Source organism: Agrococcus jejuensis (assembly GCF_007679035.1).
GTDB lineage: Bacteria > Actinomycetota > Actinomycetes > Actinomycetales > Microbacteriaceae > Agrococcus > Agrococcus jejuensis_A.
This window is the reverse complement of sequence record NZ_VEFR01000001.1, coordinates 779885-793435: the sequence shown is the minus strand read 5'-3', so window position 1 is coordinate 793435 and position 13551 is coordinate 779885. Positions and strand designations below refer to the sequence as shown.

Below are 13551 nucleotides of genomic sequence, written 5' to 3'. Positions count from 1 at the left end.
CGCGCCGCTGCGCTCGCCCTGGATGCTGTGGGCCGCCTTCATGGCGGTCCACGGCCTCGTCGCGGCCTTGAACCACCCGGAGGTGTCGACGGCGTTCGGCGACGTGCGCGGCGTCTACCCCTGGTGGGTGTGGCGTGCCGAGCAGGGCGACGTCGTGGGCATCGACGAGCCGTGGGTGTACCCGATCCTCGCGTGGCTGCCGATCGCGGCGTCGGCGGTCGCCGGCGCCGCAGCCCTGCCGGGCACGTGGCTCGTCGTCGTGACGGTGCTCGACGGCATCGCATTCTGGCTGCTGCTGCGGCATCCGAGGGGCGTGGCGCCTGCGTGGACGTGGCTCGCGCTCATGGCGCTGCTCGGTCCCATCGTCGTCGGCCGCATCGACTCGATCACGATGCCGATCGCGATCGCGGGCGTCGTCGCGACGTGGTCGGGCAGGCACGCGCTCGCCGCGCTGGCGTTCACCGTCGGCGCGTGGACGAAGATCTGGCCCGGCGTGCTGTGGATCGCGCAGCTCGTCGTGCGCCCGGGCCGTCTCGTGACGCTCGCCGTCGGTGCGGGCGTGACCGCCGTCGTCATGCTCACGGCGCTCGCGCTGGGCTCGGGCGGCAACGTGCTGTCGTTCCTCACGTGGCAGGGCGAGCGCGGCCTGCAGATTGAGGCCGTGCTCGCGACGCCGTTCCACTGGGCGGGCGCACCGCTCGGCTACGACGACGTGCAGCTGACGTACGAGCTGCAGACCGAGGCGGCGGATGCCGTCGCAGCCGTCGCGACCCCCGTGCTCGTCGTCGTGACGCTGCTCGTCGCGGCGCTCGGCGTGCTCGCGGTGCGCCGCGGCGTCGATCGCGACGCGGCGGGCGCGTGGCTCGCGACCGCGATGGTCGCCGCGCTCATCGTGACGAACCCCGTCGGCTCGCCGCAGTTCGCCATCTGGCTCATCGCACCCGCCCTGCTGCTCGTCGGCATCCGCGCGTGGGAGGGCGTGGCCGTCATCGTCGTGCTGTGCGGCCTCACGCAGCTCTGCTACCCGTGGCTCTACGGCGAGGTCGTGGGGCAGGAGGCGATCGGGCTGCTCGTGCTCACGCTGCGCAACGCGGGCTACGTCGTGCTGCTCGCGCTCGCCGCGTGGCGCCTGGTGCGCCTGCCGCGGCAGGTCGCGCCGGCTCGCTGACCCCAGCTGGTCGAGGAGGCCGCAGCCGAAGGCTGCAGCCGTCACGAGGCCACGTGACCTGCTCGCTCGACGCGGCCGTGCGCGCGGCCGAGCAGGAGCGGCGGTCGCGTGGTCTCGTGACGCGTGCTCGCCCACGGGCTCGCGCGCTCCTCGACCAGCTGGTGGGCGCGTCAGCCGACGAGCGCTCGCAGCAGCGCGCCCACGGCATCCGTCTCGATGAGGAAGCCGTCGTGGCCGAACTCGCTCTCGAGCACGACCGGCGATGCGCCGGACACCGACGCCGAGAGCCCGGCGGCGATGCGCTGCTGGTCGGCGACGGGGAAGAGGCGGTCGGAGTCGATGCCGACCACGAGCGTCTCCGCCGTGATGCGGGCGAGCGCAGCCTCGACGCCGCCGCGGCCGCGACCGAGGTCGTGCGACGACATCGCGAGCACGAGCCGCACGTAGCTGCCCGCGTCGAAGCGGCGCGTGAAGCGGTTGCCGTGCACGTCGAGGTACGACTCCACCTGGTAGCGACCCCCGTGGTCGGGGTCGACCGACGACTGCCAGCCGCGGCCGAAGCGGCGATTGAGCTCGTCGGGGGAGCGGTAGTTCACCATCGCCATGCGGCGCGCGAGCGCGAGGCCCTTGTGCGGGCCCTGGCCGTCGGGCTGGTCGTAGAAGTCGCCGCCGAGCCAGTGGGGGTCGGCCTGCACGGCCTCGAGCTGCAGGCCGTTCAGCGCGATCTGGTCGGCGCTCGAGATCGGCGGCGCAGCGAGCACCGCGGCCTTCCCCAGGCGCTCGGGATGCGTCACCGCCCATTCGAGCACGTGCATGCCGCCCATCGAGCCGCCGACGACGGCGTGCCAGCGGTCGATGCCGAGGTGGTCGGCGAGGCGGCGCTGCGCCTCCACCTGGTCGCGGATCGTGACCCGGGGGAAGCGCGAGCCGAGCTCGCGACCGTCGGGACCGATCGTCGCCGGTCCCGAGGAGCCCTGGCAGCCGCCGAGCATGTTCGGGGCCACGACGAACCAGCGATCGGTGTCGAGCGGCAGGCCGGCGCCGACGACGCCCGCCCACCAGCCGCTCGTCGCATGGCCGGGGCCTGCGGCGCCGACGACGTGGCTGTCGCCCGTGAGCGCGTGGTTGACGAGGATCGCGTTGTCGCGCGCCTCGTTGAGGCTGCCCCACGTCTCGTAGGCGACGACCGTCGACGGGATGGTCGCGCCGTGCTCGGTCGTGAGGTCGCCGATGCGTGCGAACCGGCGCTCGCCGGGGTCGTCGCCCGGCCGCCACGCGCCGGTGACGGGCACGGGCGTGGGATCGAGCAGCAGATGCGCGGGGACGCGGGCCGACGGCTGCACGTCGTCGCTCAGCTGCCAGTCCATGCATCCATCCTTCCCGGTCGCGGGGGCGTGTTACGACATCCCTCACGAGCGTCGGCGGCGCGCACGACGGATGCCCCGAGCCCGTCGTGGGCCCGGGGCATCCGTCGTGGCGCTACGCGGCGGCGCGGTTCGTCGCCTGCACGGCCTCGAGGCCGGCGGCGAGGTCGGCGATCAGGTCGTCGACGTTCTCGATGCCCACCGACAGGCGCACGAGGCCGGGCGTGACGCCCGTCGTGAGCTGCTGCTCGGGCGTGAGCTGCGAGTGCGTCGTCGACGCGGGGTGGATGACGAGGCTGCGCACGTCGCCGATGTTCGCGAGGTGGCTGAAGAGCTGCAGCGACTCGACGAACGCACGGCCCGCGGCGACGCCGCCGACGAGCTCGAACGACAGCACGGCGCCGACGCCCTTCGGCGCGTAGCGGTCGGCGGCCCCCTTGTAGGGGCTCGAGTCGAGGCTCGCGTAGTTGACGCTCGCGACGGCCGGGTGCTGCTCGAGGAAGACGGCGATGCGCTCGGCGTTCTCGACGTGGCGCTCGATGCGCAGGCTCAGGGTCTCGAGACCCTGCAGGATCTGCCACGCGGAGTCGGGCGAGATGGATGCGCCGATGTCGCGCAGCAGCTGCACGCGGGCCTTGATGACGTAGGCGATCTCGTCGCCCACCGCCTGCGCGAAGACGGCGCCGTGGTAGCTGGGGTCGGGCTCGGTGAGACCGGGGAAGCGGTCGGACTCCGACCACCTGAAGCGGCCGCCGTCGACGATGACGCCGCCGATGACGGCGCCGTGGCCGCCGATGAACTTCGTCGCCGAGTGCACGACGATGTCGGCACCGTGCTCGAGGGGACGGATGAGGTAGGGCGTCGCGATCGTGTTGTCGACGATGAGCGGCACGCCGGCCTCGTGCGCGACCGACGAGACGCCGGCGATGTCGAGGATGTTGATGCGCGGGTTGCCGATCGTCTCGGCGAAGAACAGCTTCGTGTTCGGGCGCACGGCGCGGTGCCACTCGTCGAGGTCGTCCTGGTCCTCGACGAAGGTCACCTCGATGCCGAGCTTGCCGAGCGTGTACTTGAAGAGGTTGTACGTGCCGCCGTAGATCGACGTCGACGACACGATGTGGTCGCCCGCCTGGGCGATGTTCAGCACCGCGAACGTCTCGGCGGCCTGGCCCGACGACACGAGCAGCGCTGCCGTGCCGCCCTCGAGCGCCGCGACGCGCTGCTCGACGACGTCCTGCGTCGGGTTCATGATGCGCGAGTAGATGTTGCCGAACTCCGACAGGCCGAACAGGCTCGCAGCGTGCTCGGTGGAGTTGAAGACGTACGACGTCGTGCGGTAGATCGGCGTGATGCGCGCGTTGGTCGTCGGGTCGGGCTGGGCGCCCGCGTGGACCTGCTTGGTCTCGAATGCCCACTCGCTCATGGCTGCCTCCTCGGTGCCGTCGTGCTTCGACCGTAGGGATGGTGCACGCGGCGCCTCAACGCGCCGCGTCACCATCCGTCACAGTCGGGGCGGATGCTGGGGCTGCGGTCGCCTCGGATGCTGCCGCGCGCTGCGTCGGCATCGCGCCGGTGCGCGTCGCCTCGTCGTCCTTGTCGCGCCTGCGCATGAGCCACCGCACGTTCGGCTCGACGAGCCAGCGCGTCGCGACGCGCACCGGCTTCGTCGAGAGCAGCACCGTGATGGCGAAGCCCGCGACGAGCGTCGCAGGCAGCGCCCACCACTCGTTCGCCACGTCGCGCAGCCAGTCGAACTCGCGCGGCCAGTAGAGCACGAACGTGTGCAGCAGGTAGATGAACATCGTCGCGGCGCCCCATGCCGTGAAGAACGTCCGGCGGCGCGGCACGAGGACGAGCGCGGCGGCGATGAGGATCGTCGTGACCGCCATGATCGCGAGGCGCACGGTGCCGTAGTACCAGGCGACGCCGCCGTCGCCGATCTCGGGCACCTCGGCGTACGCGCGGTCGAGGAACAGCCAGTGGCGGATGGCGAGCTCGCGCCACAGGTCGGGCAGCAGCGCCACGACCGCCGCGACGATCGCGAACACCGCGACGGCGGCGACGCGCGGGCCGACGACGCTCGACCGGTCGAACCAGCCGCGCATGACGTCGCGCCTGCGCAGCTCCCAGCCGAGCACGAAGAACGGCAGCATCTGGATCGCGCGCATCATCGAGAAGGTCTGGTCGACGTCGTCGAAGTAGCCGATGACGATCGCGAGGAGCACGGTCCACAGCAGCGGCCAGCGCAGTCGTGCGAGCACGGGCAGCACGACGCGGAAGCCTGCGAGCGCCAGCAGGAACCACAGCGTCCACGACGGCGTCACGGGGTTGAACGACGGCGTGCCCGTGACGAGCGAGTCGATGACCGACCAGATGGTCTCGAAGATGAGGTACGGCACGAGCAGGTCGCCGATGACGCGGCCGTACTGCTTGGCCCCGGGCTTGTCGGTCGTGAAGTAGCCCGAGATGACGCCGAAGAACGGCATGTGGAACGCGTAGATCACGAGGTACGGCACGAGCGCGAGGTCGTTGTCGAGCGCGATCGGCTGGATCGTGTGCCCCACGACGACGAGCATCATCGCGAGCCACTTCGCGTTGTCCCAGTAGGGGACGCGTCGCTTGGGCTTCGCAGGGGCGGCGTCGGTCACGCAGTCATCCTGGCAGCGGTCGCGACGTCGGCTCGACCGCTTGCCACGCCGTGGTTGCATGGGGTCATGGAGCAGCGGATCGTCGTCACGGGAGCATCGAGCGGCATCGGACGGGCGGTGGCCGTGCACGCGGCACGGCGCGGCTGGCGCGTGCTGGGCGTCGCGCGCCGCGAGGAGCGTCTCGCGACGCTCGCCGCCGAGACGGGCTGCGAGACGCTCGTCGCCGACCTCACGAGCGACGACGACGTCGCGCGCCTCGTCGAGGCCGCGACGGCCTTCGGCGCCACCGGCCTCGTGCACGTCGCGGGCGGCGCGCTCGGGTCCGCGCCCATCCCGGCGACGACGCTCGACGACTGGCAGGGCATGTTCGACATGAACGTGCTGTCGACGAAGCGCGTGCTGACGGGGCTGCTGCCGCAGCTGCGCGCGTCGACCGCGGGCGGCACGTACGCCTCCATCCAGGTCGTGACGTCGATCGCCGCGACGACGCCCTACGTCGGCGGCTCGGGCTACAACGCGGCGAAGGCGGCCGAGAAGGCCCTCGTCGACGTGCTGCGCCTCGAGGTGCACGGCGAGCCCATCCGCGTGATGGAGGTGCGCCCAGGCATGGTGCGCACCGAGGAGTTCTCGCTCGTGCGCTTCGAGGGCGACCAGGCGAAGGCCGACGCCGTCTACGAGGGCGTGCAGGATCCGCTGACGGCCGACGACGTCGCCCAGGTCATGACCGACGCGCTCGCGCTGCCCGGCCACGTCTCGATCGACGAGGTCGTCATCAAGCCCGTCGCGCAGACGCACGCGTGGATGGTGCACCGGGGGCCGCTGCAGGCCAAGTCCTGACGGGTGGATGCCCGCGCGCGTCGGTGGTGCGCGGGACGATGAGCGGGTGACGTCGCCCTCCTCCTCCTCGGCCTCCGCTGCCGGTCGCCCGCTCGTGCTCGTCGCCGCGGCGGTGACGGTGCTGCTGTGGGCGTTCGCGTTCGTGGCGATCCGTGCCGTGGGCGACGAGCTGTCGCCCGGCCCGCTCGCGCTCGTGCGCCTCGCGTCGGCGCTGCCCGTGCTGCTCGTCATCGCCGCGGTCGTGCGACCCGCCTTCCCGCGAGGGCGCGGCCTCGTGCTCGTGGTCGCCTACGGCGTCTTCTGGTTCGCGGCCTACACGGTCGTGCTGAACTGGGCCGAGCATCACCTCGACGCCGGCACGGCGGCGATGCTCGTGAACGTCGCACCGCTCCTCGTGGCCGTCGTCGCCGGGTTCACGTTCGGCGAGGGCTTCCCCCGGCCGCTCGTCGTCGGCCTGGTCGTGGCGTTCGCGGGCGTCGTGCTCATCGCGCTCGGCTCGCGCGGCGCCCCCACGATCGACGGCCTCGGCATCGCGCTGGGGCTGCTCGCCGCCGTGCTCTACGCCGCGGGCGTGCTCACGCAGAAGGTCGCGCTGCGCACCGTCGAGCCGGTCGCGGCGACGTGGGTGGGATGCGCGGCGGGGCTGCTGGCGACGCTGCCGTTCGCGCCGCAGGCGGTCGTCGAGCTGCAGACGGCGTCGACGGGAGCGATCGTGGCGGCGCTCGCGCTCGGCATCGGCTCGACGGCCATCGCGTTCTCGACCTGGGCGTACGTGCTGCAGCACTCGGGCGCCGGCCCTGCCGCGGCCACGACGCTGGTCGTGCCCGCGCTCGCGACGCTCATCGCCTGGCTCGTGCTCGGCGAGGTGCCGACGCTGCTCGCGCTCCTCGGCGGCGCCCTCGCCCTCGGCGGCGTGACGATCTCGCGCATCCGCCCGCGGCGTCGCGCTCGCGAGGTCGTCGCGCCGTAGTCGGAGGAGCCGTGCGCGTCAGCGCGCAGGCGTCGCCGCGGGCGGCTCCTCCGCGGCGTCCGGCACGGGCTCGGGATCCGCGAAGGCGAGCCGCGGCACGGCCACGAGCGCTGCGGCCGCGACGAGCGCCGTGACGCCGCAGACGATCCACACGGTCACGTAGCCGCCGATCGACGCCGCCGTGCCCACGGCGCCTGCGGCGAGCACGATCGCGAAGATCGACGACGCGAACGAGCCGCCGATGGTCTTCGTCGTGTTCGTGAGCGCCGTCGCGACGCCGGTCTGGCCGCGTGGCGCCGCGGCGGCCGCCGCAGCGGGCATGGCGCCGACGAGCGCACCGCACCCGATGCCGGCGACGACGAGGCACGCGAGCACCTCGACGAGCGAGCCGTGGAAGGCGACGAGCGCGAGGTAGCCGACGCCGACGAGGGCTGCCGCCGCGATGAGCAGCAGCCGCGGGCGGATGCGGCGCGACAGCGCGGCGAGCAGGATCGCGCCGACGATGAGGGCGAGCAGGTACACGCCGATGACGATCGACCGGCCGCCCGCGTCGAGCCCGAGGCCGTAGCCGACCTCGTCGGGATCCGTGCCCGCGTACGTCGCGAGCGGGGTCTGCGCCCCGAGCAGGCTCACGCCCACGAGGCCGGCGGTGAGCTGCACGGGCCACATCTCGGGCTGTCGCAGCACGCGGAGGTCGATCGCGGGATCGGGGCGACGCAGCACCCACCTGCCGAACGGCAGCACGAGCAGCAGGCCCACGCCGACGAGGATCCACGGCACGGGGGAGCCGGCGCCCATGAGGCGCAGGAACGTGAGGCCCGACGTGACCGTGAGCAGCGAGAGCGCGAGCAGCGAGAAGCCGACGGCGTCGAGCGAGCGGTCGGGGAGCGGCTCGGACTCGGGCACGCCGAACCAGATCGCCGGCAGCAGCAGGGTCACGAACGCCGCGGGGACGAGCAGCGTCGGCACCATCGCCTCGCCGAACGCCGCGTGCGCGCGCGCCGCGCCGAGCGCGCCGAGGATCGCGCCGGTCTCGAGGCCCACGACGAGCAGGCCCGCCGCACGCCGCGTCTCCGACGCCGCACGACCCGTGCGGCGACCGCGGTCGAAGATCAGGGCGATCTCGAGCGGCAGCCAGACGGCGTAGATGCCCTGCAGCGAGAACGCGATCAGGTAGCTCCAGAAGTCGCCGGCGAACGCCATCCACCAGCTCGCGCCCGCGACGACGACCGTCGAGCCGAGCAGCACCTTCTTGTGGCCGTGCATGTCGCCGAGCTTCGCGAGCACCGGCACCATGAGCGCCGACAGCAGCAGCTGCCCCGCCTCGAACCAGTTGAGGTCGGGATCCGCGATCGACAGGTGGCGGGCGATCTCGGTCGAGATCGTGACGTAGTAGCCCTGCAGCATGCCGCTGACGAGCTCGACGCACACGAGCCAGCCGACGAGTGCCACCGGGATCGCGGTCCGCAGCGACGATCCTCGCAACGCCGTGCCCCTCACCATGCGCGCATCCTCGCACGCGCTGCCGTGGTGCACATGGAAGGGCGCGCGGCCTCGTAGGCTGGGACCGTGTCCGCACATGCAACGCCCTTCCAGATCGGGATCCGCGATCTCGTCGGCAAGCCGGGCCAGATGCGCGAGCACGCGATCGAGGCCGCATTCGACGACCGCGTCGGAGAGGGGCTCGCCGCCGTGGCGACCTCCGAGACCGTCGCGATCGACGTGCGCCTCGAGAGCGTGCACGAGGGCATCCTCGCCACCGGGGTCGCGAGCGTCACGGCCGATGCCGAGTGCTCTCGATGCCTGGTGCGATTCCGCCTGCCTGTCGAAGTCGACTTCATCGAGCTGTTCGCGTATGATCGCTCGGAGGATTCCGAGTTCCAGGTGGTCGATGACGCCATCGACCTGGAGCAGGTCGTCCGGGATGCGGTGGTGCTGGCACTGCCGTTCAACCCCGTCGACCGGCCTGACTGCGCAGGTCTCGACCCCATCACGGGGGAGCGACTCGCGCCTGGGACGGAATGGAGCCCGCCCGAGCAGCTCGACCCGAGATGGGCTGCCCTGGCTGGACTCCTCGATGACGATGAGGCCGCGCAGACGCGCGCGCCCGAGAAGGAGTAGCAATGGCAGTTCCCAAGCGGAAGAAGTCGCGTGCCAACACGCACTCGCGCCGTTCGCAGTGGAAGGCCTCGGTCCCCACGCTCGTGAAGACCGTCGAGAACGGCCGCACCGTCTACAGCCTCCCGCACCGCGCACGCGTGGTCGAGGACTCGGCTGGCACGGCGCTCTTCATGGAGTACAAGGGCCGCAAGGTCGCCGACGTCTGATGACGTCTGATCGGGTGGACGCCCACGCCGATCTGCACGCCAAGCTCGGGGTCGACATCGACCCCGAGCTCTTGGCGTTGGCGCTGACGCATCGCTCGTACGCGTTCGAGCACGGCGGCATCCCGACGAACGAGCGCCTCGAGTTCCTCGGCGACACGATCCTCGGGCAGGCGATCACGATCGAGCTGTTCGACCGGCACCCCGACGTGTCGGAGGGCGAGCTCGCGAAGCGTCGCGCCGGCGTCGTCTCGACCGTCGCGCTCGCCGACGTCGCGCGCACCATCGGACTCGGGCAGCACCTGCTGCTCGGCCGTGGCGAGGAGACGACGGGCGGTCGCGACAAGTCGTCGATCCTCGCCGACGCGCTCGAGGCGATCTTCGGCGCTGCGTTCCTGGCCCTCGGCCACGAGGCGTCGGCGCAGCTCGTGCTGCGCCTCGTCGGACCGCTGCTCGACGACCCCGAGCGCTCGGGCGCGGCACTCGATCCCAAGACGCACCTGCAGGAGCTGGCCGCGCGCCTCGAGCGCGGCAGCCCCGAGTACGCGATCGACGCGACCGGCCCCGACCACGCCCGCACGTTCACGGCGACGGTGAGCCTCGATGGCGAGCCGATCGCGACGGGCGAGGGCACGAGCAAGAAGGCCGCCGAGATGTCCGCGGCGCTCACGGCGTGGACGCAGCTGCACGACGCCGTCGACGCGTGAGCGGCCTCCGCCGTGCCTGAGGTGCGCCGTGCCTGAGCTGCCCGAGGTCGAGGTCGTGCGCGTCGGCCTCGCCCCCGCGGTCGACGGCGCGACCGTCGCGGGCGTCGAGGTGCTCGACGACCGCTCCGTCGCCCGCCACGACTCCGGCGCACGCGACTTCGAGGCGACGCTGCTCGGCCGCACGATGGCGACGCCGCAGCGTCGCGGCAAGTTCCTCTGGGTGCCGCTCGACGACGACCGCGCCCTCTCGATCCACCTCGGCATGTCCGGCCAGGTGCTGCTGCGCGAGCCCGGCGCGCCGCTCGATCGGCATACGCGCGTACGACTGCTGCTCGAGCATCCGCTGCACGGCACCCTCGCGGTGCACTTCGCCGACCAGCGCATCTTCGGCTCCATGTCGGTGCGTCCGCTCGTCGACGGCGTGCCCGACCACGCGACCCACATCGCGCTCGACCCGCTGCATCCCGACTTCGACGCGGATGCGGTCGTCGCCCGGCTGCGCATGCGTCGGCAGGGCGTGAAGGCGGCGATCCTCGACCAGCAGCTCGTGTCGGGCGTCGGCAACATCTACGCCGACGAGGCGCTGTGGCGCGCCCGCCTGCACTACCTGACGCCTGCGGAGCGCCTCACGCGGGGCCGGGCGCGCGAGCTGCTCGCCGAGGTGCAGGGCGTGCTCGAGCGTGCGCTCACCGAGGGCGGCACGTCGTTCGACGCGCAGTACGTCAACGTCAACGGCGAGTCGGGCTACTTCTCGCGCAGCCTGCAGGCGTACGGCCAGGAGGGGCGGCCGTGCGCGCGCTGCGGCACGCCGATCGTGCGCGAGTCGTGGTCGAACCGCTCGTCGTACCGCTGCCCGCGGTGCCAGCGGCGTCCGCGCGGCCTCGCCTGAGCCGACGCGCACGATCGCGCGAGGCGCGCGTCAGATGCGGAACAGCAGCCCGACGGCGCGCACGCGGTGCGACAGCCACGCGAGGGCGCCGGCGGCGAGCAGCGACGTCGCGACGGCGAGCACCTGCACGTCGAGCGGCACGAAGTCGGGCACGAGCCACAGCGGCCACACGAGCGCCATGAGCACGAACCAGTGCGTGACGTAGAAGACGATCGAGTCGCGGCCGATGGCGCGCAGCGCTCGCGCGGGCGGCGACGTCCACCGCAGCCGGATCGCGACGGCGACGAGGGCGAGCACCCCGGCGAGCACGAGCGGCGCGTACTCGGCCATCGTGTACGAGACGCGGATGGTCGGCGCGATCGAGAGCGCGACGAGCGTCGCCGCGGCCGCGAGCAGCGCCACGAGCACCCACGTCCGCCGCATCCACCGCTCGACGACGTCCCATCGCTCGCGCAGCGCCGCTCCGGCGAGGAAGTAGCCGAGCATCATGAGCATGCGCTCGGGCTGCAGGTGCATCGCCCACATCGGCAGGTCGACGAGGGCGACGACGCCGGCCGCCGCGAAGGCGCCGAGCGACGAGATCCACGTGGGCACGCGGCGCACGGCGAGCGCGACGAGGTACGCGATGAGCAGCGCGTGCAGGAACCAGAGGTGGCTCGACGGCGCGACGATGGCGTCGAGCAGCGTCGACCACGGCACGAAGTCGTACGCGAGCACGAGCAGCAGCGACCACACGGCGTACGGCCAGAGGATCGTGCGCGCCTTGCCCACGAGGTAGCGGCGCGGCCCCTTCGACAGCGAGGCCTGCAGCAGCATGCCCGACAGCAGCATGAGCAGCGGGATGCGGAACGGGTAGACCGCGACGTCGAACCACTCGAGGATCGGCGACGGGTTGATGCCGTGCATGCGCATGATCGCCGACGCGTGCAGCTCGACGATCAGCACGATCGCGAGGCCGCGCAGGCCGTCCATCCACAGGTGCCGCTGCTTGGCCCTCGCGCGGACAGGGGCAGCGGAGGCCGCGGTGGCGGGCGGGTGCTCGGCGTGCTGGATCATCGTGATGCGTGAGGAGGGCTCACGTCCACCGTAGCGCCATCGCCGGCGCGACTCATCGGCGCAGCAGCAGCCTGCGGATGACCTCGCGCTTCCCGTCCGTGATCGGAGGGAAGACGAGCGACAGCGTCTCGGGGTGCGTCGGCTTCGCCAGCACGGCCTTCGCGTGGCTGAACAGGTCGAACGAGCGGCGCCCGTGGTACGAGCCGTGGCCGCTCGCACCGACGCCGCCGAACGGCAGGCCGCGCACCATGACGTGCGCGACGGCGACGTTGCGGCCGAACGCACCCGACGTCGTCTCCCGCTCGAGACGGTCGAGCACGGCGCGGTCGCCGAAGGCGTACAGCGCGAGCGGCTTGGGGCGCTCGTGCTGCAGCGTGACGAACGCGTCCGCGCCTGCCAGCGGCACGATCGGCAGGATCGGGCCGAACGTCTCCTCCGTGACCGCTGGTGCGTCGAGCGCGACGTCGCCCAGCAGCGTCGGCGCGACGTAGCGGGCAGCGGCGTCGACCTCGCCGCCGACGATCGCCGTGCCGTCGCCGAGGCGCTCGGCGACGCGCTCGAGGTGCGCCTGCGAGACCATGCGGGAGTAGTCGGGCGAGGTGCGAGGCACGGGATGCTGCTCGGCGATGGCTGCGCGCAGCTCGGCGACGAGGGCGTCGCGCACCGACGCGTCGACGAAGACGTGGTTCGGGGCGACGCACGTCTGGCCGGCGTTGAGCAGCTTCGCCCACACGATGCGGCGAGCGGCGACGGCGAGGTCGGCGGTGCGGTCGACCCAGACGGGGCACGCGCCGCCCAGCTCGAGCACCACCGGCGTGAGGTGCTCCGCCGCCGCGTGCGCCACGATGCGGCCCACGCGCTCGCCGCCCGTGTAGAAGACGTGGTCCCACCGCTGCTCGAGGAGGGCGGAGGCGACGTCGGCGCCGCCCGTGACGACGCGCACGGCGCGCTCGTCGAGGTAGGCGGGCGCGAGCTCGGCGAGCAGCCGCGCCGTCGCCGGCGCGAGCTCCGACGGCTTCATCACGACGGCGTCGCCCGCAGCGAGCGCGCCGACGACCGGCGCGAGCTGCAGCTGCAGCGGATAGTTCCACGGAGCGATGACGAGGGCGACGCCGAGCGGCTCGGACCGCACGTGCGCGAGCGCCGGCTGCAGCGCGAGCGGCGCGAGCACGGGCTTGGCGCGCATCCACCTGGCGACGTTCGCGCGTGCGTGACGCGCCTCGTCGAGCACGAGCGCGACCTCGCTGACGTGCGCCTCGTCGGCCGACTTGCCCAGGTCCTGGGCGAGCGCGCGCTCCCACAGCGACAGGTTCTGCGTGAGCATGCGCACCAGGGCGTCGAGCTGGGCGCGACGCCATGCCGCCGGGCGGGTGCGGCCGCTCGTCACGGCCTCGCGCAGGTCGGCGGCGAGGGTCGGCGACACGGATGACGCGGCAGGAGCGGGAGCCTTCGGCATGGCGACGATGCTAGGCGTCGCCGCCCTGTGCAGCCTGTGTCCCGCCGGGCGTCGGTGCGACGCGGTCGCCGGCGGCACGCGGCGGCGCCGCCGTCTCGAGCACGTGGAGGTCGGCCATTGCGTCGAGCCGCA

The 13551-nt window shown here is 72.8% G+C and carries 13 protein-coding genes; 7 read left to right on the top strand and 6 right to left on the bottom strand.

All coding sequences use genetic code 11. From position 1 onward, the window contains the following. Positions 1-22 precede the first annotated feature (22 nt). Positions 23-1168 carry a glycosyltransferase 87 family protein gene (locus tag FS793_RS03815; protein ID WP_144718693.1) on the top strand — a complete coding sequence of 382 codons (1146 nt, stop codon included), beginning with the start codon at positions 23-25 and terminating at the stop codon, positions 1166-1168. A gap of 170 nt (positions 1169-1338) precedes the next feature. On the opposite strand, the gene metX is transcribed toward FS793_RS03815, so the two are convergent. The 3 genes from metX to FS793_RS03800 all read right to left on the bottom strand — a co-directional run bounded on the left by metX (position 1339) and on the right by FS793_RS03800 (position 5180). Next, on the bottom strand, positions 1339-2535 hold the full coding sequence (gene metX / locus FS793_RS03810; protein WP_144718690.1) for a homoserine O-acetyltransferase MetX: 1197 nt from the start codon (positions 2533-2535) through the stop codon (positions 1339-1341). Between the two features lie 112 nt (positions 2536-2647). Next, positions 2648-4030 carry a bifunctional o-acetylhomoserine/o-acetylserine sulfhydrylase gene (locus FS793_RS03805; protein WP_144718687.1) on the bottom strand — a complete coding sequence of 461 codons (1383 nt, stop codon included), beginning with the start codon at positions 4028-4030 and terminating at the stop codon, positions 2648-2650. Further along, positions 4011-5180 (bottom strand): acyltransferase family protein, encoded by a 1170-nt coding sequence (locus FS793_RS03800; RefSeq protein ID WP_186329303.1) that lies wholly within the window; start codon positions 5178-5180, stop codon positions 4011-4013. The genes FS793_RS03805 and FS793_RS03800 overlap by 20 nt, the downstream gene beginning before the upstream one ends. A gap of 66 nt (positions 5181-5246) precedes the next feature. On the opposite strand from FS793_RS03800, the gene FS793_RS03795 reads away from it, so the two are divergent. Both FS793_RS03795 and FS793_RS03790 read left to right on the top strand, forming a co-directional pair. Further along, positions 5247-6017, top strand: coding sequence for an SDR family NAD(P)-dependent oxidoreductase (locus FS793_RS03795; protein WP_186329302.1), 771 nt, complete (start codon positions 5247-5249; stop codon positions 6015-6017). Between the two features lie 46 nt (positions 6018-6063). Next, complete coding sequence (locus tag FS793_RS03790; protein ID WP_260980003.1) at positions 6064-6987, top strand: DMT family transporter; 924 nt, start codon at positions 6064-6066, stop codon at positions 6985-6987. 18 nt (positions 6988-7005) lie between these two features. On the opposite strand, the gene FS793_RS03785 is transcribed toward FS793_RS03790, so the two are convergent. Further along, positions 7006-8490, bottom strand: coding sequence for an MFS transporter (locus FS793_RS03785; RefSeq protein WP_144718678.1), 1485 nt, complete (start codon positions 8488-8490; stop codon positions 7006-7008). A gap of 129 nt (positions 8491-8619) precedes the next feature. Between FS793_RS03785 and FS793_RS03780 the strand changes: the two genes are divergently transcribed. Genes FS793_RS03780 through mutM form a run of 4 tightly spaced genes read left to right on the top strand, consistent with a single transcriptional unit; the run spans position 8620 to position 10907 of the window. Then, positions 8620-9108: a YceD family protein gene (locus tag FS793_RS03780; protein WP_144718675.1), complete on the top strand. Its 489-nt coding sequence runs from the start codon at positions 8620-8622 to the stop codon at positions 9106-9108. A gap of 2 nt (positions 9109-9110) precedes the next feature. Beyond that, a complete protein-coding gene (rpmF, locus tag FS793_RS03775) occupies positions 9111-9314 on the top strand; it encodes a 50S ribosomal protein L32 (protein WP_144718672.1) in 204 nt (67 codons plus the stop codon). Further along, positions 9314-10018, top strand: a complete 705-nt coding sequence (gene rnc / locus FS793_RS03770) for a ribonuclease III (protein ID WP_144718669.1) — start codon at positions 9314-9316, stop codon at positions 10016-10018. Before rpmF ends, rnc begins: the two co-directional genes overlap by 1 nt. Before the next feature lie 28 nt (positions 10019-10046). Beyond that, the gene (gene mutM, locus FS793_RS03765) at positions 10047-10907 is read left to right on the top strand and encodes a bifunctional DNA-formamidopyrimidine glycosylase/DNA-(apurinic or apyrimidinic site) lyase (RefSeq protein ID WP_144718666.1); all 861 of its coding nucleotides are present in this window, start codon (positions 10047-10049) and stop codon (positions 10905-10907) included. A gap of 30 nt (positions 10908-10937) precedes the next feature. Here the strand turns inward: mutM and FS793_RS03760 are convergent, their stop codons facing one another. Both FS793_RS03760 and FS793_RS03755 read right to left on the bottom strand, forming a co-directional pair. Beyond that, the gene (locus FS793_RS03760; RefSeq protein WP_144718663.1) at positions 10938-11963 is read right to left on the bottom strand and encodes an acyltransferase family protein; all 1026 of its coding nucleotides are present in this window, start codon (positions 11961-11963) and stop codon (positions 10938-10940) included. Between the two features lie 52 nt (positions 11964-12015). Beyond that, positions 12016-13419, bottom strand: a complete 1404-nt coding sequence (locus FS793_RS03755) for an aldehyde dehydrogenase family protein (protein WP_144718660.1) — start codon at positions 13417-13419, stop codon at positions 12016-12018. Between the last annotated feature and the right edge of the window lie 132 nt (positions 13420-13551).

What these genes read in the sequence shown, in the direction of transcription:
- FS793_RS03815 (WP_144718693.1), top strand. Translation starts at nt 23, where the DNA reads ATGCTGTGGGCCGCCTTCATGGCGGTCCACGGCCTCGTCGCGGCCTTG.
- metX (WP_144718690.1), bottom strand. Translation starts at nt 2,535, where the DNA reads ATGGACTGGCAGCTGAGCGACGACGTGCAGCCGTCGGCCCGCGTCCCC.
- FS793_RS03805 (WP_144718687.1), bottom strand. Translation starts at nt 4,030, where the DNA reads ATGGTGACGCGGCGCGTTGAGGCGCCGCGTGCACCATCCCTACGGTCG.
- FS793_RS03795 (WP_186329302.1), top strand. Translation starts at nt 5,247, where the DNA reads ATGGAGCAGCGGATCGTCGTCACGGGAGCATCGAGCGGCATCGGACGG.
- FS793_RS03785 (WP_144718678.1), bottom strand. Translation starts at nt 8,490, where the DNA reads ATGGTGAGGGGCACGGCGTTGCGAGGATCGTCGCTGCGGACCGCGATC.
- FS793_RS03780 (WP_144718675.1), top strand. Translation starts at nt 8,620, where the DNA reads ATGCGCGAGCACGCGATCGAGGCCGCATTCGACGACCGCGTCGGAGAG.
- rpmF (WP_144718672.1), top strand. Translation starts at nt 9,111, where the DNA reads ATGGCAGTTCCCAAGCGGAAGAAGTCGCGTGCCAACACGCACTCGCGC.
- rnc (WP_144718669.1), top strand. Translation starts at nt 9,314, where the DNA reads ATGACGTCTGATCGGGTGGACGCCCACGCCGATCTGCACGCCAAGCTC.
- FS793_RS03760 (WP_144718663.1), bottom strand. Translation starts at nt 11,963, where the DNA reads ATGATCCAGCACGCCGAGCACCCGCCCGCCACCGCGGCCTCCGCTGCC.
- FS793_RS03755 (WP_144718660.1), bottom strand. Translation starts at nt 13,419, where the DNA reads ATGCCGAAGGCTCCCGCTCCTGCCGCGTCATCCGTGTCGCCGACCCTC.